The 24,027-nt window shown below is 43.2% G+C and carries 18 protein-coding genes; 5 read left to right on the forward strand and 13 right to left on the reverse strand.

The features are described from left to right. Nucleotides 1–47 precede the first annotated feature (47 nt). Nucleotides 48–1,826 carry an alkaline phosphatase D family protein gene (locus PSH41_RS16440; protein ID WP_273589526.1) on the forward strand — a complete coding sequence of 593 codons (1,779 nt, stop codon included), beginning with the start codon at nt 48–50 and terminating at the stop codon, nt 1,824–1,826. On the opposite strand, the gene PSH41_RS16445 is transcribed toward PSH41_RS16440, so the two are convergent. Next, nucleotides 1,823–2,362 carry a PH domain-containing protein gene (locus PSH41_RS16445; RefSeq protein WP_096740265.1) on the reverse strand — a complete coding sequence of 180 codons (540 nt, stop codon included), beginning with the start codon at nt 2,360–2,362 and terminating at the stop codon, nt 1,823–1,825. The genes PSH41_RS16440 and PSH41_RS16445 overlap by 4 nt on opposite strands. Before the next feature lie 227 nt (nt 2,363–2,589). Between PSH41_RS16445 and PSH41_RS16450 the strand changes: the two genes are divergently transcribed. Next, nucleotides 2,590–3,339, forward strand: a complete 750-nt coding sequence (locus PSH41_RS16450) for a MipA/OmpV family protein (RefSeq protein ID WP_273589527.1) — start codon at nt 2,590–2,592, stop codon at nt 3,337–3,339. Nucleotides 3,340–3,427: 88 nt separating this feature from the next. Here PSH41_RS16450 and pulA read toward each other — a convergent pair whose 3' ends face one another. The 5 genes from pulA to PSH41_RS16475 form a co-directional block, all read right to left on the reverse strand. Further along, the gene (gene pulA, locus PSH41_RS16455; RefSeq protein ID WP_273589528.1) at nt 3,428–7,732 is read right to left on the reverse strand and encodes a pullulanase-type alpha-1,6-glucosidase; all 4,305 of its coding nucleotides are present in this window, start codon (nt 7,730–7,732) and stop codon (nt 3,428–3,430) included. A gap of 22 nt (nt 7,733–7,754) precedes the next feature. Further along, nucleotides 7,755–10,628 carry a TonB-dependent receptor gene (locus PSH41_RS16460; protein ID WP_273589529.1) on the reverse strand — a complete coding sequence of 958 codons (2,874 nt, stop codon included), beginning with the start codon at nt 10,626–10,628 and terminating at the stop codon, nt 7,755–7,757. Nucleotides 10,629–10,794: 166 nt separating this feature from the next. Further along, nucleotides 10,795–11,412: a LysE family translocator gene (locus tag PSH41_RS16465; RefSeq protein ID WP_004589230.1), complete on the reverse strand. Its 618-nt coding sequence runs from the start codon at nt 11,410–11,412 to the stop codon at nt 10,795–10,797. Beyond that, entirely contained in the window at nt 11,413–11,595 is a 183-nt protein-coding gene (locus tag PSH41_RS16470; RefSeq protein WP_126008475.1) for a hypothetical protein, read from the reverse strand. Nucleotides 11,596–11,775: 180 nt separating this feature from the next. Beyond that, complete coding sequence (locus PSH41_RS16475) at nt 11,776–12,174, reverse strand: DUF3224 domain-containing protein (protein WP_004587550.1); 399 nt, start codon at nt 12,172–12,174, stop codon at nt 11,776–11,778. Nucleotides 12,175–12,265: 91 nt separating this feature from the next. On the opposite strand from PSH41_RS16475, the gene PSH41_RS16480 reads away from it, so the two are divergent. Beyond that, entirely contained in the window at nt 12,266–14,044 is a 1,779-nt protein-coding gene (locus tag PSH41_RS16480) for an ABC transporter transmembrane domain-containing protein (RefSeq protein ID WP_273589530.1), read from the forward strand. Here PSH41_RS16480 and PSH41_RS16485 read toward each other — a convergent pair. Further along, complete coding sequence (locus tag PSH41_RS16485) at nt 14,041–14,673, reverse strand: OmpA family protein (RefSeq protein ID WP_004587548.1); 633 nt, start codon at nt 14,671–14,673, stop codon at nt 14,041–14,043. The two genes, PSH41_RS16480 and PSH41_RS16485, sit on opposite strands and share 4 nt — an antisense overlap. A gap of 215 nt (nt 14,674–14,888) precedes the next feature. Here PSH41_RS16485 and chrA point away from each other — a divergent pair, with 215 nt between their 5' ends. Beyond that, the gene (gene chrA / locus PSH41_RS16490) at nt 14,889–16,043 is read left to right on the forward strand and encodes a chromate efflux transporter (protein ID WP_273589531.1); all 1,155 of its coding nucleotides are present in this window, start codon (nt 14,889–14,891) and stop codon (nt 16,041–16,043) included. Here chrA and PSH41_RS16495 read toward each other — a convergent pair. The 4 genes from PSH41_RS16495 to speA all read right to left on the reverse strand — a co-directional run bounded on the left by PSH41_RS16495 (nt 16,003) and on the right by speA (nt 21,028). Continuing rightward, on the reverse strand, nt 16,003–17,259 hold the full coding sequence (locus tag PSH41_RS16495) for a mechanosensitive ion channel family protein (protein ID WP_029773670.1): 1,257 nt from the start codon (nt 17,257–17,259) through the stop codon (nt 16,003–16,005). The genes chrA and PSH41_RS16495 overlap by 41 nt on opposite strands. Next, nucleotides 17,256–18,176 (reverse strand): acetyltransferase, encoded by a 921-nt coding sequence (locus PSH41_RS16500; protein WP_273589532.1) that lies wholly within the window; start codon nt 18,174–18,176, stop codon nt 17,256–17,258. The genes PSH41_RS16495 and PSH41_RS16500 overlap by 4 nt, the downstream gene beginning before the upstream one ends. Before the next feature lie 28 nt (nt 18,177–18,204). After that, a complete protein-coding gene (locus tag PSH41_RS16505; RefSeq protein ID WP_064384605.1) occupies nt 18,205–19,083 on the reverse strand; it encodes an acyltransferase in 879 nt (292 codons plus the stop codon). 64 nt (nt 19,084–19,147) lie between these two features. After that, nucleotides 19,148–21,028, reverse strand: a complete 1,881-nt coding sequence (gene speA / locus PSH41_RS16510) for a biosynthetic arginine decarboxylase (RefSeq protein ID WP_273589533.1) — start codon at nt 21,026–21,028, stop codon at nt 19,148–19,150. A 197-nt stretch (nt 21,029–21,225) separates the two neighbouring features. Between speA and speE the strand changes: the two genes are divergently transcribed. After that, the gene (speE, locus tag PSH41_RS16515) at nt 21,226–22,089 is read left to right on the forward strand and encodes a polyamine aminopropyltransferase (protein ID WP_273589534.1); all 864 of its coding nucleotides are present in this window, start codon (nt 21,226–21,228) and stop codon (nt 22,087–22,089) included. A 54-nt stretch (nt 22,090–22,143) separates the two neighbouring features. On the opposite strand, the gene PSH41_RS16520 is transcribed toward speE, so the two are convergent. After that, nucleotides 22,144–23,370 (reverse strand): hypothetical protein, encoded by a 1,227-nt coding sequence (locus PSH41_RS16520; protein ID WP_443197756.1) that lies wholly within the window; start codon nt 23,368–23,370, stop codon nt 22,144–22,146. After that, the gene (locus PSH41_RS16525) at nt 23,360–23,983 is read right to left on the reverse strand and encodes a methylamine utilization protein (RefSeq protein WP_273589535.1); all 624 of its coding nucleotides are present in this window, start codon (nt 23,981–23,983) and stop codon (nt 23,360–23,362) included. Before PSH41_RS16525 ends, PSH41_RS16520 begins: the two co-directional genes overlap by 11 nt. Between the last annotated feature and the right edge of the window lie 44 nt (nt 23,984–24,027).

Here is a 24,027-nt window from a genome sequence, read left to right on the forward strand (position 1 = left end):
CCTAAATTGCCTACACTTTGCTTTTTACACTTTACAGGTACAAAGCAATGGCATTTACACGGAGAAGTTTTTTAAAAGCATCGGCAGCAGGATTTGGCGCTGCCGTATTATCACTTGGTTTAACAGGCTGTCGTTTTGACGATGATGACGACACTCCCGTTAGCTTTGACCACGGCGTTGCCAGCGGCGACCCGCTAAGCGATAGCTTAATTATTTGGACCCGTGTAACCCCACTCGATGTAACAACTAAATCGTTAAAAGTACAATGGCAAGCCGCCACCGACCAAAGCTTTACAAATATTGTTCACGATGGTGAAACACATATCAGTGATACCACCGACTTTACTCTTAAAGTTGATTTACAAGGGCTTGATGCCAACACCATTTATTACTATCGCTTCAACGCACACGGAAAAACCTCCCCTATCGGACAAGGAAAAACGCTTCCTGTCGGTGCGGTTGATCAGGTGAAATTAGCCGTTGTATCGTGCGCAAATTACCCTGCCGGGTATTTTCATGTGTATGGCGAAATTGCTAAGCAAAGCGATTTAGATGCGGTACTGCACTTAGGTGATTACATATACGAATACAGCAATACGGGTTATGCAACCGAAGACGCCGCACAGTTAGACCGACTGCTGCCCTTAGATAACAGCAGCGAAATTATCGCACTGACCGATTATAGAAAACGCTATGCAAATTATCGCCTCGATGCCGACTTACAAGCAGCCCATAGCCACTGTGCATTTATAACAGTGTGGGACGACCACGAAATCACCAACGACACATGGCGCGAAGGCGCAGAAAATCATAACGAAGGTGAAGGCGAATTTAGCCAACGTAAACTCAATGCACTACAAGCCTACTTTGAGTGGATGCCAATTCGTAATGTAGCCGACAAAGAACGTATTTACCGACGCTTTGAGTTTGGTAATTTAGTCTCTTTATACATGCTAGATACCCGTGTATTAGCCCGTGATGAGCAGCTTAACTACAGTGATTTTGACCTTACCTCCCTTGCCGGGCAAAGCGCATTTGCTGCAGCAATAGGCGCAACAGACCGTGCATTATTAGGCAGTGAACAACTTACATGGCTTAGTGATGCCATCACTACCTCAAGCACACAGTGGCAAGTGCTAGGGCAACAAGTACTAATGACAAAAATGCACTTACCAGTAGAGGTCATGTTACTACTTGCTAGCTTACAAAGTGCACAGGCAAACGGAGGCGATCCAAGTGAATTGCTCGCACAGGCCAATGTATTATTTGCAGAGCTGGCGCAAATTAAAGGCCGTGTATTAGCGGGCGACCCAAGTGTAACCGAGGCAGAGCTTGCCCGTGTTCAAACCACCATACCGTATAACCTTGATGCGTGGGATGGCTATGCCTACGAGCGAGAAGTATTATTAGGCACCGCTATTGCAGCACAAAAAAACTTAGTAGTTTTAGCCGGAGATACTCATAACGGCTGGGCGGGACAGCTTAAAACTGATGCCAGTAACCCTATTGCAGCCTCACAAAATGCTGGGGTGGAATTTGCAACGGCATCGGTTTCATCACCAGGGCTTGAAGAATATTTAGCGCTAAACACACAAGATGCACAAACCGTAGCGCAAATAGAGCAAGTAATTGCCTTATTAGTTGATGACCTTGCTTATAATAATTTAGTAGAGCGCGGCTATTTAACCGTTACATTTACACCTGCAAAAGCCAGTGCTAAGTGGAATTATATAAGCACAATTAAAGCGCGCGAATATCAGGTTGTTGAAAGCCGTACCAAAGAGCTAAGTATGCTGGCAGGTCAGGCTCAATTACAAAACGCTTAACGCTTCGCCTCTAAAGCTGCCAAACGCGTATCTATGCGCTCTACTACCTCAACTAAGCGAGCAAGTAATGCTTGGTTGAGGTGATCTTCAGCAAGTTCCTGTGTTTTAGGGGCTTGCGCAGCTAAGTTATCTTTTTGCTCAAGTATGGCCTCTCTAAACTCACTGGCATTTTCAACACCAAGTAATGACACCAATGCGCCATGACCCGACTGCCCTGCAGTTTCAAAGCTTAAGCGGTATAACCCAAAAAAGCGCATAAGCGGCCCTTGGTTCAGCCCCACATCGGTTATTTTTTCAAGCGGTATAGATTTTTCTTCTTTAAATAAAATGCCGCGTTTAACCACCAGCTTTTGCGTGAGTAATTGCGCCGACATAGCGGCCAATATTTTACCCGCCACCAGCCATACAACAAATAACACCACAGGTATAAGTGGAATGGTCACTAGTGCAACGGCACTAAAAAAGCATGCCATGGTCATCCAGTATTGCTTCACTTTGGGATCAAAGCTGGCACTTTTTAAAATAGGGTTGCTCATTGGTTTATCCTCATTCCCATTTTATTAATCTAATCAAACGTATGCCTTTATTCAACTTATGTGATCAACGTCTTCAATGCAATTTAGCCACTTACATTCAGATAAACTTTCATACACTCTCTTACAAACGCCAATCAAAAATATAGCTACACTAAAGCCTAATAGCGTTGCGGCACACTTTACTTATCGCAAACAATTTTCACTTTTTACTTAACACCAAGGCTCCCATGAACACTTATATACAAAACTCACTACGGTTATTAGTTGGCACACTTGCACTTGGCAGTATTACTGCTCAAGCTGAGTCGCAGTTTTCATTAGGGGGCGGTGTCATTTCTACCAGCTCACCTTATGCAGGTACCGACGGTGAAACGCTATTTTTACCTATCATTACTTACGAAGGCGAAAGGCTTAGTTTTAAAGGTTTGTCGCTTGATTATAAATTAGTGGAAGAGCAAGGTTTTAACTGGTCATTAGTTTTAGAGCCAGGTGATAACTTTGATACCTCAGATTCAGACCTTGCAGCCATAAAAGCCTTAGACGATAGAAAGCTATCACTCTACGCAGGCACTCAGGTTAGCTACACTGCAAGCTTTGGTAAAATAAGCGCCAGTGCTACTCATGATGTAATAGGCCACGGCGATGGCGCTAAATTTAAAACCAATTACAGTTACCCTATTAAGTTATCTAAACAACTAATGCTCGTTCCTTCTGTAGGCGTTGAGCTAAATAGCAGTGATGTATCTAACTATTATTATGGTGTAGCACAGGGCGAATCTACCACCTATGCGCCTTACGAACTTGGTTCTACGGTTAACTACAATGCGGGTTTATTTTTAATGTATTACATTAATAGAAACTGGAACGTAAATGCCATGGTTAACTATAAGCAGCTCGATTCTGATATTGAAGACTCACCCATTATTGATACCGATAACACCACGACTGTGATGATGTCGGTTAACTATCGTTTTTAACCCCCCCCTTTTGTTGGGTATTAATTAGGCATTAAAAAAGCCGAGCATACAGGGCTATGCTCGGCTTAGGTTTGGGAAAATATAACTGCTACTGCTTGTTGATAAGTATGCTTACATTTTCTCTATCTGGGCCTATTACATTAAACGTGTAGGTACCTTGTTCGGTAATATTCAGTGCTATATTGGCGCCTACCGCTTCAAGTGGTGTTAGTTCATTAATTACCACTACCGGCGTATCGCCTGCTCCACCGTAATCCACTGTGCTCCAATCTTCAGACGCTACTTTAAATTCGTAGTCACCCACCTCTAATTCAATAGAAGCAGAGTAAATTGCATCACCCTCGTACATAAGCGGGTTATCAGTACTCCAGTCATTTAAGCTGCCGCGAATAAATACCGGTGTTTGTGCAAACATTTCGCCGTTGAGCACTTTTAGCGATACGTTATTTAAATCACTGGCGTCAAATATAAACTGGTATTCACCTTGCTCGGCAATGTCTATGGTCATATTCGCGCCCGCAACCGACAACTGCTCAGCGGTGCCAACCATTACACTGGCATCACCCTCAGCCGAGCCATAATCAACCGTGCTCCAGTCTTCTGATGCGATTTTAAATTCATAGCTTGCAGCGCTCAGTGTTTTAGTAAAGGTGTAAATGCCTTTACCTTTATAACTTAGCTCATCGGTTACTCCCCAATCATTAAGCGTACCGCGCACATAAATAGCGGTGCCTACAAATGGCTCTTCGTTGTATAAAGTAAGCGTTGGATTTTCAGGGTTTGAAGCATCAAGCGAAAATACATAGGTTGCATCAATAGCAGCGCTAAAGGTCATGTTTGCACCTGAGCGCGTTAATGGCTCACTTTGATTTTCAACTACATCTTTATCAGCGTCAGTAAGCGCACCAAAATCAACCGTAGACCAATCTTCTGAGGCAATTTTAAATTCGTAATCGCCAGCGCTTAGTGCAATTGCTATACGGTATTCTCCCTCGCCAATATATTCAAATGCATCGCGTGTGCCCCAGTCGTTTAAAGTTCCGCGCACAAACACAGCGGTGCTGCCATAAGGTACTACATCAGGCGCGCCTACGGTTGCATTTGCACTTAAACCAACACCTTGGCTCTCACCTTGGTTTTTAGTAAAAACAGCTAATGTGTAAGGCGGTACAGTAAATGTGCCTTCGTTATCGCCTTGGGCAAAATTGGCGCTGGCCATGCTTGCATCAACACTGTTTTTTAATACGTCGTGTAATTCAAAACCCGCTGCAGTGGCAATAGTATGGCTAAGGGTTTGCTCGGTTGCGTTAATCATCACTACAAGCGCGTCAAATGCTGGGTCTAAGTCTGTGAGTCCTTCGCCATCATCAATGCTCATTACAATTAAGCCATGTTGCTGCGCTTTACCTACGTTATGAAAACCCACTCGCTCAATGACATCTTGCTCTGTGGTTAATCTAAATAGTGGGCTGCTGCTACGTATTTGTAAAAACTCGTTAAATACATCACCTGCATAAGCTATGTCTTGCGGCATTGCCTCTGCATCTGGATTAGCAGAGATAGGCATAATTTCAGACCATTTTTCTTGGTTCTTCTCTGCGTTTGGTAAACCAATGTTCCAGTTATTATTCTCTTTGGTTAAATCAACAGCATTAAACCAATCACCGGCATTATAGCTATCACGATCCATTGACTTAGAACGCAGTAAATCAGCGCCTAATTGCATAAAAGGAATGCCTTGGCTCATAAGTGGAATAGATAATGCCATGTTGTGCGCGCGCACACGTTGCTCAATACTCATGCTTGATGCATGTTTGTATTGCAACTGATCCCACAGTGTTTCGTTATCGTGTTTTGATACGTAATGAATGCTATCGGCAGGGTCTAGTGCATACGCCGTTGGCTGAGTATTCCAAGTAAAGCTATTACCTTTAGATGAATTACCTTTAAAGTCTTTAAGAATGTAATTTTGTAAGTTGCCCGCCAGCGATAACCGTAACGTGTCTTGTTCGGCTAGGTTGCCATCTGTCGGGTTATTGCTAAACATTGCACCACCACGCACGGCTTCACGAATACGGTCGTTAAATGTACCCACCTCTGAGCCTGCCATATCAGCCTGTTTAGCTTGTGTGAATAAACGATTGTTAGCTACTTCACCAAAATCCCAGCCTTCACCGTAAAAATAGTTATCTGGGTCAACTGCTTGCACGGCTTCACGCGCAGCTAATATTGATGATTTAGGCATATGCCCCATTACATCAAATCTAAAACTGTCGTAGCCAAATTCACGCGCTAAAATAACCAATGAATCAGTAACAAACTTATCCATCATTACATGCTCTGTAGCTGTATTTTCACAACACGTTGAGCGCTCTATTTCACCACTTACTTCGTTATAACGGTGGTAATAACCCGGTACTAGCTTGTCAAATACCGACTTATCCCAAATACCCGATGATGTTGTGTGGTTATAAACCACATCCAGTACAACACGAAGTCCTACTTCTTGCAATGATTGCACCATGGCGCGGGTTTCTTTAACGCGGGCAATGCCCTCTGGACTTGAGGCATACGAGCCTTCAGGCGCTATAAAGTAATGCGGATCGTAACCCCAGTTAAAGCCGTCTAAATCACGCATCGCACTGGCTAATGCTTGTGCATCGTCTGAGCCAGGGAGGTAACTTTGCATAATATCGACAATCGTGCTGTTTTTATCTTCGATTTTACATGCATCAGCTTCATCGTTAATACGCTCACATAATTTACCTAAGGTGTCTGTAATTTCCACACGCTGCGAGGCATCCTCTTCAATAGTGCCAATATCAGTCACTGGCAGTAAATGAAAGTGTGTTAAGCCTTTATCTGCTAATTGCTTAAGGTGCTGCATTGGCACGCTTTCAAGCTCAGTGAATGCAAGGTATTTACCGCGGTTTGCTTCGCTTACTGACTGATCACGCACACTAAAATCACGTACATGACCTTCATAAATAACCGCATCTTCTGGGTTAGTAATAGTAGGCACGATACGCTCATCCCAGCCTTCTGGTTTAGTGTCATCATCGGCTAAATTAATCAGCTGGCTGTATAAACCATTGGTAGATACATTGAGTGAGTAAGGGTCTGTACTCCAAAGCGACTCTATTTGCTGAGTCAGTGGGTGGTAAACATCAAAATTAAAGCGGTAGTAGTGGCGGTCGTATTGCATATCTAAACTTGCTTGCCAAATACCTGTCTGTGTATTTAATGTCATTGGTATAGAGTGCACTTGTGTTTTTGCATCATCAAACACGTTTAGCACCATGTTATTAGCAGTGGGTGCCCACACAGTTACATCAATCGCGTTATTGCCATAAGTTACGCCAAGTACAGCTTCGTTAGCGTCGTCTTCGCCTTGTGTGTAAAGGGCATCGAGTGCTTTAGCGGTTTGCACATAGCTTGCTTCTAGCAGCTTACCTTCACTATCGTAACCGGCAATAACAAGCTGCGATTTTATAAGCGCTTTAGCCGTGTTTGTATCCCAACTTCCTTCGTATGCGTTCCAAGTGGTTAAATGCAGTACTTTTGCCGCTTGCTCATCAGTTAACTCACTTGCAGTCAGCTCAACGGTTTCACCATTTAGCCCAGTGTCTAAATCAACCACCAAGTCAGCGGCTGCTGAAGAATGTAACTTAATGATTTGTGTAAGCTCATTACTTGGCTTATACAATACTGTATTTAAATCAATCCAATGTGCTGATGCACCATCTATCGCCACCGGACGTTCGCCCAAGCTTAAAATAGGGTATTCAAACACCGAAGGCTCACCATGAATGGTAAAGTTCATACGCTGAAACTTTTCATCGTCTTGCATAAGCGGCATGGTTAAATCAACATCACCAAACGCTTTACCCGATCCTTCTGTGCCAATGTGCACAATAAAGTTAGCACACTCGTTATAACCTTCTTTGAGGTCAATTATCCAGTAGGCACCGTAGTTTGGGTCAATCCCATCGTATTCATGGCCGTTAGCCCAATCGCTCGTGTCAAACGGAGGTGCGTAAGCATCACACACATCGTTATTCCACGAATGTAATCGGTAACCTTCGTAGTTATCGTCGGCTAAACGGTTATAAAATAAAACTGCCTCACCTTCACCAGCAAATACAATAGGATCAGGCAATGTTGGGTCGGCGCCCACTACACAGCTTTCGTTTTTATCATCCGGTACAGTAGGCGCTGCACACGTTATAGGCTCAGGGTCCACACATTGCGAGCCTGCTTCGTTTGGTACTTGTGGCACATTACAGGTTAAAAGCTGCTGCCCCGACTCAACTTCATCTGTCCCACCACATCCTGCTAATATCATTAACCCTAAGGCTATTAGCAAATATTTAGACATTGTTATAATTTTCATTTTTAAACGCTCCGTTTGCTAATTAATGACTGTATGTAAAACCAAGGTAGAACTGACGACCAAAGTACTGAGTCGTCCCTGTTCGTTGCTCTGAGCCAAAGTAACTTTGGGTTGGTTCATCGGTTAAGTTATTAACTTGCAAAAGCATTGTTAGCGAGTCGCTAAAGCGATAAGAGGTTTGAAAGTCGACTACGGTTTCGGCATCAAAATTAACTACTTGCTCGTTAATGGCAACCTGCTCCGATACAAATTCATCGCGGTAACGCACATTAAGGCGGGTTTCAAAATCATCCATTGAGTAAAACACCGTGGCATTAAGCACGTTATTAGAGAGCCCAGGTAAAGATTGCGCTAATGTATCGCCCCCTAAACTGGTAATCGATTCAATTTCACTTTCGGTGTATGAGTAACTTGCGTTAGCGCCTAAGCCATTAAATGGCGAAGGTAAAAAGGTAAACACTTGCGTATACGCAAGCTCTAGCCCTCTAATGTAGCCACCTTCACCGTTATTAACTGCCGTGGTGTAAATACCGTTAGTTGTGGCAACTTGCTCGCTACTGACAGGGTCTTCTATAAAGTCAGGGACATTAAAGCCATTGCCTTTAAAGTCGAAGTTTTCGATTGATAAGATTTCAACAAACGAGTCTATATTTTTATAAAATAACGCCGCAGCGACAGTGCCGTTACCTTCTTCAAAATAATATTCGTAAGATAAGTCGTACTGGTCAGCATAGAAGGGTTTTAAAAATGGGTTGTTATTACTTGAACCGTTAATAACACCATCATCACTTACGTTTGCGCTGGCATCGCCCGCTAAGCGGTTAATTGGCGCACGCGACATTACTTTAGCCGCAGCAAAGCGTACAAGTGAATTGTCGTTAAGTTGCAGGTTTAAATTTAATGATGGTAAGTAGTCGGTGTATTTAGTGCCTAATACATTAGGTGCGTATAAATTATTTACAATGCCGTTCTCATCAACAATATTTTGCGCACCTAAGCGAGCATCGCCCGCTACATTTTCAAGTACGGTTGCTGATTGGTCGGTTTCGATACGGCGCACACCCACATTACCTGATAGGTCAAGGCCGGCAATTTGCGTGTTAATGTTTACCATAACGTACGCGGCTAGCACATCTTCAAACACCGAGCCGCTTTGCAGCACTGACCACGAATAGTTCGTTGTATAACCTTGCGCGTCGTCTACACCATCGGCGTTGCCCCATGTTTGAACGGGTTTTGGCGTGCCATCTGGAAACCATGCGTTAAGTGCTTTGTCTAAATCAATGGCTAAATACGACGGGAAGTAACTAAACTCGCCCTGCCAGTCAACCACTGACGCCATATCATCGGTTAAACGCAAAGGGGGTTGCGTTGCTGAAAACGCCCCGTCATTACCGTACTCAAATACCGAGCGTTTACGGCTGTATTCTCTATCTGAGTAGCGCGCACCAAACTCTACTGAGCTAAATATGTCGCTTTCTAGCTCGTATTTAAAGTCGAGCCTAAATGCCGTTACTTCATCTTCTGTTTGATCTGGGTAAATTCCGTATTTACTGACCATTACACGGTCTATATCACTAAAGGCGGCCGCCTGATTAAACCCAACGTCAGGTAAATTTAAGCCATTTAATTGATAGTTAATTGCTACGTTGTTATCAAATACTGGCGTTTCTGCATTGGCATCTTCTGCTACTAAGCTCCACAGCAAGCCATTTCTAAAATTACTTTTTGCGCGAGAAAGCGACACATCGGCATTTACGTTTAGTCTATCGGTTACCTGCCAATCGGCATTCACGCCAAAGCTGTCTACTTCGTCAAAATCTTGGTTGTCGTCGTTCACTATTTCAACGCGGGTATAACTTTGCGAAGTGCGGTTAACCGCTGCGCCTATTACGGCATTACCATCAAGCTGAGCGTTAGCATATGCAGCTGTTGGCCCGCCTAATTTAACCCTCAGACCGCGGGCAAATGACTCTTTATCAAAGCGCGATAAAAACGCATCACCTTTTAATTTAAAGTTATCTACCGGCGCCCACTCTATAGCTGCTAAGTAACCATTACGGGTTTCTTCGCCGCCTAAATGCTGTAGTTCAAAGCCTTCGCTAATGTATTCGTTTTCTGGATTAGCTAAAGGGCCATTGGTGTCGTTAGCTGCGCCATCAACGTCTTTTGTGTCGTTGTACGCAAGGCCAATAAACTGCGTTGCTACACTTGGCTGAAACAAACGCGCATAGCCCAGCGCTACGCCTAATGTGTCGTCTAGGTATTTGCCTTGATACGAAAAACTAATTCGGTCGCCAAATTCAGTGGCATCCGATACCTCTGAGGCGCGGTCGTTATACATACCGCGCACATTAGCTACAAATTTATGCGTTTGATCATTATTAAGTGGGCTGGCGGTTTCAAGCTCTACCGTACCGGCCACGCCACCTTCAATAAGCGATGCCTTTGGCGATTTGTATACCGCCGCAGAGCTAATTAATTCTGACGGATATTGGTCAAACTCAATACTGCGGCTGCCACTTGTAGATACTTGCTCGCGGCCATTAAGTGTTGAAAATACAAACCCGCCCGACAGCCCGCGTATATTAATTTGCGCCGCTTGCCCACCCGTTCGCACCGCTGAAATACCAGGTAATCGTGTAAGTGCATCGGCCATTGAAATATCAGGCAGTGCCCCTAAATCATCGGCAGAAATTTGTTCTGACACCGTATCGCTAAAACGCTTATGATTTAAAGATTGAATTAAACTGCGACTAAAGCCTCGCACTTCAATAATTTCTAAATCTTCAGCTTGTGTGCTGGGTGATTGATTTGTTGAGTCTTCGTTTGCAGCCAATGCACTATTAGCGGCAAATAAAGCCAGCATAAGTGCACTTAGTTTAAACTTGTCCATGTGTGTGAACCTTTGAGTTATTGTTGTCAGGTGTTGCTGTGTTGTTTAAAACACAACCAACAAATTGTAACTAAAAGGTAAAATTAATGTGATGAATACGTATGCAGGGCATGAGGGTTAGGCTGCAGGGGCATATAGGCACGCGCCCCTGCATCGGGAACGCGATTTAAAGACTTAGCACCACTTTTATCGCAAGGGCAATAAATACGACTCCCAGTATTTTATCAAGCCACGGACTTTGCTTGGTAAAGCCAAAGCGATTTTTTGAAACCTCTGTCAGCAACGCCACCAGCAAATACCAGCCGGTATCAATTACAAACACGGTTAAACACATAATTATACCCACACTTAAAGTAAGTAGCTGAGGGTCAATAAACTGCGAGAACAAGGCTAAAAAGAAAATAGCGAGCTTGGGGTTCAAAAAGGCAATAGCAAAGCCATCTTGTAAAGCTTGGCCAGCACTTACTTCACTTTTTTGTACTTCAAGTTCGTTATTGCTCGGTTTTGCTAGCAATATTTTTATACCTAAATACGCCAAATAGGCTGCGCCTAAATACACCAGTATTTGATAAACAGTCGGAAACTGCATCATTAAAGCGCCTAGCCCTAATAACGATGCACCTGCGTATAACCCCACACCGGTACCATGGCTGAGCGCAGCAAGCATTCCGTTTTTCATACTGCCGTTAAGTGAGTGCTTTAAAACCACCGCTAAACTTGGCCCTGGCGACATTGCCCCCATCATACAAATAGCCGCTAGGCTTAACCATACTGTAAATGTCATTTAAAGCTCGTCAGTTTCAATAAGTAATGTATAACCGTGCACTTGGCCATAAAAACCTGTCAATGGCACTGCGTTTATTACTTTCCAGCCATCTTGATTTAATTCCTGTATGCGGTCATTCAATGCGGCTATATCTACGCCACCCAAAAAACGGGTCTTTCTAAATTCGATTACTTTTTGCATTTTAATCCTTGTGTATCTTATACCAATTCGCTTATTTAAGTGATCTTTTTTGAGGACGGAAAAACGTGTTGATAGCTAGGCAAAAAATTCGCTATTTAGTTGTTCTAAATTAGAATTTTTTAACGCAGGTAGCGACACGTTTAGGCCCGCAAAATGATTAAGTAATATTGCGGATTGGTATTATAAGGTGTATTCAAAATCGTAGTAGTGAATCCCTTGCTCAATACGTATTTTCATACTGCCCGTTAACCCTTCTAGCTCATGAGTGCCTGAATCGGGAATTACATTTAAAATTAGGCTGTCTTGGCCTTTATCCATAGTACCAAAATGCTGTAATACAAAGCTGCCTTTTTTACCTTCAAGCTCGCCTATTACTTGCTCTATGGCAACATAACCGGCACTGCCTTGTGTAGGAGTCATGGCACTTAGCATTTCGCCTTGACTGGTGGCATTTAAGCTGCCTTTAAATGTTTTATCTATCGACATACGCCCTAAATTAACGCCGTTTTGGCCGCTTGCGTAGCCTTCTATTGGGGCCAAATTTACATTAAATTCTCCACTTACAGTTGCAGTAGTCATAACGTTTCCTTATTGATGCTAATGTTTAAAAGTATTGATTTTTATTATCTTAGTGCCATATCTATACCTTAACCTTTAAAAAGAATCCACTATGTCAAAAACAAGCCCTAAGCCCGAAAAAGCCGCTTTTAGTAGTTTATTACCTATTTTTGCGTTTATTAAACCGTATAAATGGATGGTAGTGGCCGCACTTGGCGCCCTTTTAGTCACCGCTGGTGTTAACTTATCATTAGGGCAAGGGGTTAAGTTTGTCATAGATCATGGCTTTATTGCTGGCTCCCAAGCGCAGCTACAACAAGCTGTATTAGTGCTTATTGGTTTAATTAGTTTATTGGCCGTGGGCACCTTTAGCCGCTTTTATTTAATGTCGTGGATTGGCGAACGAGTCAGTAATGATATTCGCAAAGCGGTGTTTAATCGCATTGTTACCTTGCACCCAAGTTACTTTGAAGAAAACCGCAGTGGAGAGCTTATGTCGCGTTTAACAACCGACACCACCTTGCTGCAATCGATTATTGGCTCTTCCTTTTCTATGGCGCTGCGCAGTGCATTAATGTTAGTGGGTGGCTTGGTAATGCTGTTAGTGACTAACTTAAAGCTTACGCTCGTAGTGGTTGCGTGTGTGCCGCTAGTATTAGTGCCGATGATGGTATTTGGCAAAAAGGTTCGCAAACTTGCAAGTTCTAGCCAAGATGCAATAGCCGATATAAGCACCTATGCCGGCGAGATCATTCAAAATATTAAGGTAGTACAAAGCTATAGCCACGAACAGCGTGAGCAACACGCCTTTGCACTTGAAACCGAAAAAGCCTTTAACGTTGCCAAAAGCCGTATTAAACAACGCTCTTTTTTAATTGCTGCAGTGATATTTTTAACCTTTAGTGCGATTAGCGTAATGCTCTGGGTAGGCGGTAGTGACGTACTGGCAGGCACCATGACAGGTGGCGAGCTAGGTGCATTTGTGTTTTACGCCATTATGGTGGCCATGTCGGTGGCTACCGTGGCAGAGGTTTACGGCGAGCTACAACGAGCAGCTGGGGCGGCAGCGCGCCTACTTGAATTACTGGCCGTTAAAAGTGAAATAGAAAACCCTGTCACTCCACAAGACGAAAAGCTATTAATAAAGACTGACAGCCCCGCCATTGCACTTGAAAACATTAGCTTTAATTACCCATCTCGCCCCGATGTAAGCGCACTTAACAAAATAAGTTTAACTATAGAGCAAGGTAAAACAGTGGCTATTGTAGGCCCCTCTGGCGCAGGTAAAACGACGTTATTTGAATTACTACAGCGCTTTTACGACCCTGCTCACGGCGCAATTAAGTTTCATGATGTAAATATTAAAGACATATCGCTTACCACCCTGAGGGACAAAATGGGCATGGTGGCACAAAACCCTATTTTATTTAGCTCAGATGTAATGCATAACATTCGTTACGGCAACCCAAACGCCACTGACGAGCAAGTATATGCGGCCGCAAAACATGCTCATGCCGATGAATTTATTAAGCAATTACCGCAAGGTTATAACAGCTTTTTAGGTGAGCAAGGCGTAAGGCTATCGGGTGGGCAAAAGCAGCGTATTGTATTGGCACGCGCTATTTTAAAAGACCCAGAAATACTGCTTTTAGATGAAGCCACCAGTGCACTCGATGCGCAAAGTGAGCACCACGTACAAGCCGCGCTTGAGCATTTAATGCAAAATAGAACAACGTTAATTATTGCCCATAGGCTGGCAACGGTTAAACATGCCGATGTGATTGTAGTAATGGAAAATGGAGAAATAAAAGCAACAGGGAGCCACCAGCAATTGCTAGCAAGCTCCCCTTTGTATCAGCGTCTTTGTGAATTGCAGTTCAACAAAAACTAACCTTCTGTGTTTGGCACTATTTGAATTTCTACACGGCGGTTTTGAGCTCGGCCATTTGCGCTATCGTTAGTGGCTATTGGGCGGGTTTCGCCGTAGCCTGTAGTGCTAATACGTGCAGCCATAATTTGCTGGTTCACTAAGTAATTTTTAACGCTTTGCGCGCGCTCACGCGATAGGTTCATATTGTAGCTGTCTTTACCTGTGCTATCTGTGTGACCTTCCACGCTTAGGTAGGTTTTTTCGTATTTGTTCATTACTTTAGCAATGGCGTTTAGAGTATCGTTAAAACCTGATGAAATATAAGATTGGTCTGTCGCAAAGGTAATATTAGATGGCATAACTAAACGTAAGTTATCGCCCTCACGTACAACTTCAACCCCTGAGCCTGCTAGCTCATCACGAAACGCTTCTTCTTGCTTATCCATGTAATCACCTACAGCAGCACCAGCTAGTGCGCCAATAGCAGCACCAATAAAGATGCGCTTGTCTTTATGATTACCCGTTGCTTTACCTAATACGCCACCTGCGGCTGCACCAATTGCGGCGCCCTTGCCGGTGTTGTTCATTTCGCAACCACTTAGTAATACAGCTACTACGGTTACGCTTAAAAGTGATTTAGTTAAAGTCATGTGATGTCCTATTCATTAAGAATTATAAAGCGAGTATGCAAATACATGTATGAACAAACTATGAAGAGCATGTTAAAAGCAGTTCGCTTTATGCCAATCCACTTAATTAAGTGGATTGGTATTATTTGTAGATTACGAATTAATGTATGCATTTAATAAAAGTGTCATACTCCTTTGTGACAATTTAATGAACTTTAAAAAAGGATATAAGCTCAATGTTAGTCGCTATTTTTAGACAGTTTTTTTTACTTGGCTGCATGAGTTTTGGTGGCCCTGCTGCCCATTTAGGCTATTTTAAACGCCACTTTGTAGACACATTAAACTGGTTAAGCGATACCCGCTACGCGCAGCTTATTAGTTTAAGCCAAGCGCTGCCCGGGCCAGGTTCAAGTCAAGTGGGCTTTGCAATTGGTGTGGAGCGGGCGGGGGTTATTGGTGGCATTACCGCATTTATCGCTTTTACCTTACCGTCTTTTTTAATCATGTTGTTACTAGCGGTAAGCGCGCATCAGTTTGATGCTGTTTACTTTGCTATTATTGCAGGCTTAAAATTGTTTGCGGTTGTTATTGTGGCCGATGCAACACTCACTATGGCAAAAAGCTTTTGTACCAGCGCTGCGCTCAAGCTTATCGCAGTAATGAGTACCTTGGCTTTATTACTATTTCCTTTACTTGGCACGCAAATAGCTATTTTAGTGAGTGCCGCTGCTATAGGCGCAATTTGGCCTCTGTTACAACTCAACACCCATACTGAGCCTAAAGCAGATACTAAAAGCGCGTTTAGGTGGCTCCCTTTAGGCTTATTTGTATTACTACTCGCTGTTAGCTTTATACCTTTAGGTGATGACCTTGCTTTGTTTGCTCCTTTTTACCAAGCGGGCGCTATGGTGTTTGGAGGCGGGCATGTGGTATTGCCTGTATTGCAAGCTGGCGTACCAGCGCTAAGTAACGATCAATTTTTAAGTGCGTATGCCAGTGCTCAAGCTATCCCTGGCCCCATGTTTACAATAGCCACTTACTTAGGCGCGCAACTTACTTCAGAGCAACCCTTAATAGGGGCCATAGCTGCAACCCTACTTATTTTTACACCGGGTTTTTTATTAATGCTGGCGTTTCAAAAAAGCTGGTTAAACCTGGCAAGTAAACCTCGCTTTGCAAGCTCTATTGCGGCGCTTAACGCTGCCGTAGTTGGCTTTTTAGCGGCGGCTTTGTACTCACCTATTTGGACATCGGCCGTTCACAACCTATGGCAGGTTGCACTGGTTATTGCTGCTTTTGCATGGCTAAGAATGAAAAAGCCACCTATTTGGTGGCTATTAGCTTTATTTATTAGTGTGGGCCTTGTTCAGCACTATTTGCCATTACTTTAAAGGTCGGCTTATCGGTTTGCTGTGCATTAGGCGGGCTTAATTGCCCGCTAACACTTTGATACGCTCTAAGGCCAAATACTGGCAACACTGCCAATAAGTGATCCATAATTTCGGCTTGTAAATGCTCGTAAGATATCCAGCGTTTGTCTTCACTAAAGCAATAAAACTCAATTGGTAATCCGTGGTTCATTGGTTGTAGCTCACGCACCATAAGCGTAAGTGAGGTATTTATTCTGTTATGCTGCTTTAAATAGCCCTCGGCGTAGCGGCGAAACAAGCCTAAGTTAGAGACCGGATCAGGCAACGAGGCAACACGTATATATTCGTGCAGTGGTATAGCTGCATCTATTTGTTTTCTAAATTCGTCACTTACTAAGCATATGCTGTGCATATCAATATTAAGCGAGCGCTTAATACGTCGGCCGCCAGACTCTTGCATTCCTCGCCAGTTTTTAAACGACCCGGCTACCAGCATATAAGTAGGAATAGTCGTAATGGTGTTATCCCAGTTACGCACTTTTACGGTGTTTAGCCCTAAGTCTATTACTTCACCGTCGGCGCCGTAGTTTTCTACTTGAATCCAATCGCCGTAAGTAACTAATCGGTTTGCCGCAATTTGAATACTGGCTACAAAGCCTAAAATAGTGTCTTTAAAAACCAATAAAGTAACAGCGGCTATCGCACCAAAACCCGACAAAATATAGGTAGGCGATTTTTCAAGCACAATGCTGACTATTAAAATTGCACACACAATAAAGGTGATCAGCTTAACAACTTGTAATAAGCCCTGAATTGGCACTTCGCGGGCAAAATCTAGCTGGTTATAAATAGCGCCGGCAATGCTTACAATGCTGCTAAAAATAAAGCCTACATGAATGATTAATATACCTTGGCCAATGGTTTTTAGTATTTCGGCACTGAGCTCATTAACAGGGTAAACGCTGTCGAAGGTTGCTAAAAAAAGCACGCTACATAGCATACCGGCTATGCGCTTATTAAGTTTTGTGAGCAACGGAGAAAGTAACCCTATGCGCTCTGGAGATAACTTAGTCACCACTTTTTGAATGCCTGGCAGCATTAATCGGCGTGTAAATAAATACACTACTAACAACGAAAACACACCAATAGAGGCTGCAGTAATTGCACTTAAAAAATCTGCGTCGGGTACTTTTTCAAACCAAGGAGCGATTAGCTCCTGCAGGTGGGTATTGGTCATAGTGTTTCTATTTCCTTACAAATGGGTGGCTCAGGTAAATCGTGTTGGGCATAAATGCTGGCAAGTTGCGCGTCTTTAGCAACCCATAGCTCATTAACGTACTTTTGAAAGTGGCTTCTAAATGCTTTGTCGTGTTGGTAACTACCTAACATTTGCTGGTTTATAGCAACCACGTCAATAGAAACATAAATTGAATCAAGCTCGCCCTTTAAAATATTACGACAAACATGGCTTGTGCTGCCGCTGTACACCACACTGGTATTTAGCATGGCGTCAAATTGCTCGCCAAGTACCTCAAGTGCAAAGGCAATCCCGCCCGCTTTGGGCTTGAGTAAATGTTTAAACGGGCTTTGCTGGCTTGCATGCTTTGCGTGCGTGTAGCGGGTGCCTTCAACAAAATTAATTATGGTGGTGGGATTATTCCTAAAATTACGACAGCTTTGCTTGGTACGCTCAACATCTAGCCCTTTAAGCTTGGGGTTTTTAGCAAGCTGCGCTTTAGTTACGCGCTTCATAAAAGGCATGCCCATAGCCCATGCACCAGAGCCAATAAATGGCACATACTTTAATTCGTCTTTTAAAAAAAACTTTGGTGCTGGTAATACATTAATTGAGCTAAGTACCACAATATCTAACCAGCTCATGTGGTTACAAATTAGTAAGTACCAACTTTTTGAATTTACATCGCCGTTTATGTTTACTTTTATGTTGGCACAACCCAGCCACAAGCCAAACCGATTGCCGTTACACCAGCCTCGGTACACGCTATGCAGTATGGTGTTAATTATAGAAAAAGGCAGGGCAAGCTTTATTAACCCTAGCATTAATACTAAGGTGCCAAAAATGATTACATTTGAAAAAATCACGCAGCCTACAATTAAGCCGCTGAGCCAATTTGGTAACCACTTTTTTAGCATAATCGTAAGCCCATTTTTTATTACCTTATTATTTATGGTTTTGTTCGAGCTGCAAAAGCGTGTGCTCTTTTTCTTCCCATAAACGATTTAATTCACTTTGAAAGCCAACTCTAAACTCAGAGTCGCCAGTGTAATCACCAATCAACTCCTCGCTTACTGGGCGAATGTCTACATGCACATTAATTTGCTTCACTTTGCCGCCGGCAAAGTCCATAAACGTAGGGATGCCATCGGGGTAATGAATGGTCACATTAACCACTTTAGAGATTTGCTCACCCATGGCTTGCATTACGAATGCGATCCCGCCTGCTTTTGGCTTTAATAAATGCGGAAAAGGGCTATTTTGGCGAGCATGTTTTTGTGTTGTAAAACGTGTACCTTCTACAAAATTAACAATGCTTACTGGCATTTCTTTAAATTTTTCACAGGCTTTGCGGGTTGTTTCTATGTCTTTACCACGTAGCTTTGGGTTCTTTTTTAGCTGCGCTTTGCTGGTGCGGGTCATAAACGGAAAGTCGAGCGCCCACCAGCACACACCTAAAATTGGCACGTAAATAAGCTCTTTTTTTAAAAAAAAGTTTAAAAAAGGTATTTTACGATTAAATACACGTTGCAGTACTAATATATCTACCCAGCTTTGGTGATTAGCAATCACTAAGTACCAGTCTTTTAACTTGGTTTCTTCAAGGCCGGTAACGTTAATTTTTGTTGGCGTGAATAAGCGTTGGTTAATGCTATTAACCGACACCCAAATAGTGGCACACTGTTTAGCAACCCAGCTTAAAAGCTTTTGCATAGGCTTGATAGGGATTAATTTTAATAGCCCACAAACAAAAATAGGCACAAACCAAATAAGTGTGTTTATTGTATAAAGCATAATACTTAATACACTGCGGATTACTGACATTTATTTACTTTCCTTTAAACAATGCGCGCCAAACAGCGACGCTTTTAATTCTGAGAGTGTACGGTTAATCTTCGAAGTAAGTATAACCTTCAAGCCCGGCATTAAGCTCGGCTAAATACCCTGCTTTACACTGCTCAGACACTGCTAGCTTGTTGACCAATAATTCAAAGTTTTGTGCCAAAATGGCGCTATCATAGTCAACAAACTTTAATACATCCTTAACGCTATCACCTTTAATGGCATTGGTTAATACATAACCGTCGCCGTTAAGCTCTACATGCACTGAGTCGGTGTCACCAAATAAGTTATGTAAATCACCTAAAATTTCTTGGTAAGCCCCCACCATAAACATGGCTATGTGGTATTGCTCGCCATGTTGGTACTCAGGTATAGGTAAACTGGTTTCTATGCCCGCGCCTTCTACGTACTCACGAATTTGCCCATCTGAGTCACAGGTAATATCTTGAATAATAGCGCGCTGGGTAAGCGGTTTATCTAAATTTTCGATAGGCATAACCGGAAACAACTGCTCAATGCCCCATACATCAGGTAACGACTGAAACAGTGAAAAGTTAACAAATAGCTTATCGGCTAGCTTTTCGTGTAAATCGTCAAGTACCTCACGGTGCGCACGCGCGTTATTGCTAAGTGATGCGCGTACTCGGTGCAAAATAGTAAAGTATAATTGTTCTATTTTCGCCCACTCTAGCATGCTTACTAACCCATGCACGTATTGGTCGTGCGCTTCGCTAAATAAGTGCATCGCATCGTGGTAAATCTCTAGCGCCATACGCGGGTTTAAACGCTGTAAACACTGCCACATTTCATCAAGCACTAGCGCACTGTTTTTAAGTGGCGGTTCTGGATTTGGATGATTTGGCGCTTTTTCTACGTCTATCACATCGGTAATTAACACCGCGTGGTGCGCTGTTAAAGCACGCCCTGATTCGGTGATAATGGCTGGGTGCGTAAGTTGATGTTGGTCGCACACCTCAGCAAAAGCATTAACCACATTACGTGCGTATTCTTCAACGGTGTAGTTCATCGAGCACGCACTGCGTGAGCCTGAGCCTTCGTAGTCAACCCCTAAGCCACCGCCTACATCAACGGTATTAAGCGGCACTCCTAGCTGGGTAAGTTCAGCAAAGTGGCGCGCGCATTCACGCAGGGCGCGGTGTATATCGCGTATGTTGGCAATTTGAGAGCCAATATGAAAATGCACCATTTGCATTAGATGCAATTTATTATGCTTTTTAAGCACCTCAACAGCACTAAGCACTTGGCCTGCAGTTAAGCCAAATTTGCCTTTTTCGCCGCCGGTATTTTGCCACTTACCTTTGCCTACTGAGTTTAAGCGAATACGTATACCAATGGCAGGCTCTATGCCTAGGTTATCTATCTCTTCAAGTAAGGTCGTCAGCTCTGAGAGTTTTTCGACGACTATTTTAACGCTGTGCCCCATGGCTTGACCAATACAGGCTAAACGTAAAAACTCACTGTCTTTATAGCCATTGCACACAATAGTAATGGGTTTATCGGCTACCCCTAAAATTGCCATAAGCTCAGGTTTTGAACCGGCCTCTAGGCCAACTAAACCACTTGGGTGCGCCAATAGTTTACTGACCACCGAGCGTTGCTGATTAACTTTTATAGGATATACACACGTGTACTTGCCTTGGTACTCGCGGCTGCTGCACGCTAAGGTAAATGCATGGGTGAGTGTATCTACTCTATTTTTTAAAATATCGGTAAAGCGCACCAACACCGGCAATGTTAAACCTTGCTGCTTAAATTGCTCTGTGAGCTGCGTTAAAGAAATCGCATTTTTAGATTGGTCACCATCTGGGTAGGCAACCAGCTCGCCTTGTGCGTTAATATCAAAATAGCCATCGCTCCAATGAGCAACATTATATGTAGCGCGTGCTGTTTCTAAACCCCAAGTCATGGCAACTCTTCTTTAATCAATTAGCTATAAAGGCGCATTTTAATACGTCACTACCCCCTACGCTAACAAAAATTGAACTTTAACTCGATACTGGCTAACTTTATTGGCAAAGCAGTTAAAATTTCATTGAGCAAAACGCGAAGCACTGGCAGAATTGCCCCTTTTTCATACTCAACTTAAAAAGTGTAAAAGCAACTATGGCAAATTTAGATCAAAGTAAGTGGTTTACAGAAATTAGCGACCGCGATGGCAGCGCATTTTCATTACGTATTAACAAAAAGTTGGATGAAAAACAGTCTCCTTTTCAAAAGGTAGAAATGTTCGAAACCACAGACTTTGGTAATTTAATGATCATCGATGGCTGTACTATGGTAACTACCCGCGAAAACTTTTTTTACCATGAGATGATTAGCCACCCTGCACTTTTAGCGCACCCAAATCCTAAAAACGTGGTAATTATTGGCGGCGGCGATTGCGGTACATTACGTGAAGTTTTAAAACACCCAGGTGTAGAAACCGTAACGCAAATAGATATAGACGAAGTAGTCACGCAAATGTCGTTAAAATACTTCCCAGAGCTTTGTGAGTCTAACAACGATGCACGCGCAACTGTTATGTTTGATGATGGTATAAAATACATGCGTGACGCTGCGGGCGAGTCTATTGATGTTGTTATTGTTGATGGTACAGACCCTGTAGGCCCAGGCGAGGGATTATTTAACCACGCGTTTTACACTAGCTGCTTAAATGCATTACGCCCTGGTGGTATTTTAGTGCAGCAAAGCGAATCGCCATTAATGCATATGCCACTGCTAGTAGAAATGCGCGAGGCCATGCTAAGTGTGGGCTTTAACGACTTGCAAACACTGCCATTTCCACAGCCAATTTACCCAAGCGGTTTATGGTCAGTAACGCTTGCTCGTAAATCACAAGCATTTAATGGCTTTAGAGAAGCCGATGCCGAGCAAGTTGCACAGCAAAGCGAATACTACAACAGCGGTATTCATCACGGCGCACTTGCTACACCAAACTTTATGAAACGCGCATTTAATAAAAAATAATTCACACTTTTTTTGAAACTAAAAGGGAGCTTTAAAAGCTCCCTTTTTGGTACTTTAAAAACGCCATTGAGCGTTAGCCATAAGTTGCTGCTGCGATATTCGCTGAGCAAACCCACTACCAGGTCTATTTTGTACAAAGCTATGCAGCGCCGAGCCTTCAACACCTATTTGTAGCGTATCGGTTAATTGGTAACGCCATGTAGCTGTTAAGCCTTCGCCGTGGCTGGCGTTAGGGTCAAACGCGGTGGTGTCATCGTCGTCTACTTTAAAATAATCATACCTAAGCGATAACCTATGCTTACCCGCTTTATGGCTGAGCATTAAATAATGGCTATAAAAACGGTTATAAATAAGCTTATTAGCCCCCATTTCGGTTTTACCATCGAGTAGCTGGGCAATCAAACGGGTTTTACCTGTAAATTTATATAACCACGCTAAGCTGCCAAAGCGAGTATGCCAAGCATACTGCCCTGTTGTGCGATTAAAAATGCTGGGCTCGGCGTTATTATCGTAATAATAAAACCTAAACTGCGAGCGTTTTAAATAATCCCAATGCACACCGGCATAGTAGCCAAAGCGGCCATCTACTTCTTCAAAAGGCAGTACTTGGTTAGCTTGCCAACGTAATTCGTCACTATTTAATGCCGCAATAGGTGCAAATTGTACACTTTCGTTAAAAGTTGTTTGCCTGTCGTGCAGCGCAAACCCGCGCCAAGATAGCAGCGTCCCTGTTGGGTCGTTCCCTTTATAGATAGCAGCGCTCACACTAAAGCTATGCTTAGAATTAAAACGTTTACCTGGGCGCTTAATGCTAAGCTCACCACCTATGGTGCGAAGCTCTTCGCCAAGCCAGCTGTTTATGGCCGAATTAGTATAATTGTAAGGCGAGGTCCAGCCTATATCGGGGTTTTCTAGCGACATACTAGGATAAAACCCACCGAGCTTTACATGCCATTTATAACGGCTGTTTACTAACGGCTGATACTGTAAATACGCTTGGCTTAAACCTAATGTGGTTTTCGGCTCTTGATTAGCATTAACAACGGCATGTGCGCTCCACGCACTACTTAAATCGGCCTTAAAGTCTATAATTCCTTGCGATAACAAAATGCTATCACTGCTATCTCCATGGCGATATAAACCAATACCGCCATCTTGAAAGCTTTGTGTATCATCGCTTGCAACCGCACGTACCTGAATAAGCCCTTTAACTTGCGAAAAAGCCGGTAGGCTCATAAAAAATAGGCCAAGTAATACTGTATTTTTGCGCTTAATAGTCATCAAATTCATCCGTAGCAAAGTCTATTTGCTCGGCTATGGCCTGCTTTACGGTGTAGTGTATAGGTGAATCGCTTACATTAACGCTGTGGGTTTCTACGTTGCTTATATCGCTAAAGCCAGAATGCCATACACTCATGCTGTATTGCCCATTAGGGGCAGCTAAACTAACCCTTCCATTGTCGTCGGTAATTGCAAAAACGGTGCTATCAACCACCACAATATAGCCCAGCATCCAGTCATGAATATTACAGCCAAGCTCAACCACCCCTGTTTGATCAAACGTTATGGGCGCTTTAGGCTGCTCTTTGTAAAGTTTCAACTCAAAGGTTTTAGCTTTAGAAAACGAATAGACGTGGTGCATGATAGAGTCGGCATTAGGAAACTCTACCTTTGCATTTTGCGGAACAACTAACGTACGCGGCGTAAACTCGCGGTTTTGTTGGCTCATTGCGTAGGCTTTACTTGCTTGATTGCCGGCCTGAATTGATGCCCCGCTTAGCCACACTACCGCATTTGCTAAAGGCTGATTATTGGCATTTTTTATAGTTATTGTTGTTGCTGCTGCGCAAGTACTCATACATAGCAGTAACACACTTAGTAAGGGTTTTATCATGGGGCTAATCGCTATTATCAATTTGTTTACATTATAGACCGATT

This window comes from Pseudoalteromonas sp. CST2, from assembly GCF_028599385.1.
In the GTDB taxonomy this organism is placed as follows: Bacteria; Pseudomonadota; Gammaproteobacteria; order Enterobacterales; family Alteromonadaceae; genus Pseudoalteromonas; species Pseudoalteromonas atlantica.

What these genes read in the sequence shown, in the direction of transcription:
- PSH41_RS16525 (WP_273589535.1), bottom strand. Translation starts at nt 23,983, where the DNA reads ATGATAAAACCCTTACTAAGTGTGTTACTGCTATGTATGAGTACTTGC.
- PSH41_RS16485 (WP_004587548.1), bottom strand. Translation starts at nt 14,673, where the DNA reads ATGACTTTAACTAAATCACTTTTAAGCGTAACCGTAGTAGCTGTATTA.
- chrA (WP_273589531.1), top strand. Translation starts at nt 14,889, where the DNA reads ATGTTAGTCGCTATTTTTAGACAGTTTTTTTTACTTGGCTGCATGAGT.
- PSH41_RS16480 (WP_273589530.1), top strand. Translation starts at nt 12,266, where the DNA reads ATGTCAAAAACAAGCCCTAAGCCCGAAAAAGCCGCTTTTAGTAGTTTA.
- PSH41_RS16460 (WP_273589529.1), bottom strand. Translation starts at nt 10,628, where the DNA reads ATGGACAAGTTTAAACTAAGTGCACTTATGCTGGCTTTATTTGCCGCT.
- PSH41_RS16445 (WP_096740265.1), bottom strand. Translation starts at nt 2,362, where the DNA reads ATGAGCAACCCTATTTTAAAAAGTGCCAGCTTTGATCCCAAAGTGAAG.
- pulA (WP_273589528.1), bottom strand. Translation starts at nt 7,732, where the DNA reads ATGAAAATTATAACAATGTCTAAATATTTGCTAATAGCCTTAGGGTTA.
- PSH41_RS16495 (WP_029773670.1), bottom strand. Translation starts at nt 17,259, where the DNA reads ATGACCAATACCCACCTGCAGGAGCTAATCGCTCCTTGGTTTGAAAAA.
- PSH41_RS16505 (WP_064384605.1), bottom strand. Translation starts at nt 19,083, where the DNA reads ATGTCAGTAATCCGCAGTGTATTAAGTATTATGCTTTATACAATAAAC.
- speE (WP_273589534.1), top strand. Translation starts at nt 21,226, where the DNA reads ATGGCAAATTTAGATCAAAGTAAGTGGTTTACAGAAATTAGCGACCGC.
- PSH41_RS16475 (WP_004587550.1), bottom strand. Translation starts at nt 12,174, where the DNA reads ATGACTACTGCAACTGTAAGTGGAGAATTTAATGTAAATTTGGCCCCA.
- PSH41_RS16470 (WP_126008475.1), bottom strand. Translation starts at nt 11,595, where the DNA reads ATGCAAAAAGTAATCGAATTTAGAAAGACCCGTTTTTTGGGTGGCGTA.
- PSH41_RS16450 (WP_273589527.1), top strand. Translation starts at nt 2,590, where the DNA reads ATGAACACTTATATACAAAACTCACTACGGTTATTAGTTGGCACACTT.
- speA (WP_273589533.1), bottom strand. Translation starts at nt 21,028, where the DNA reads ATGACTTGGGGTTTAGAAACAGCACGCGCTACATATAATGTTGCTCAT.
- PSH41_RS16500 (WP_273589532.1), bottom strand. Translation starts at nt 18,176, where the DNA reads ATGCTAAAAAAGTGGTTACCAAATTGGCTCAGCGGCTTAATTGTAGGC.
- PSH41_RS16440 (WP_273589526.1), top strand. Translation starts at nt 48, where the DNA reads ATGGCATTTACACGGAGAAGTTTTTTAAAAGCATCGGCAGCAGGATTT.
- PSH41_RS16520 (WP_443197756.1), bottom strand. Translation starts at nt 23,370, where the DNA reads ATGACTATTAAGCGCAAAAATACAGTATTACTTGGCCTATTTTTTATG.
- PSH41_RS16465 (WP_004589230.1), bottom strand. Translation starts at nt 11,412, where the DNA reads ATGACATTTACAGTATGGTTAAGCCTAGCGGCTATTTGTATGATGGGG.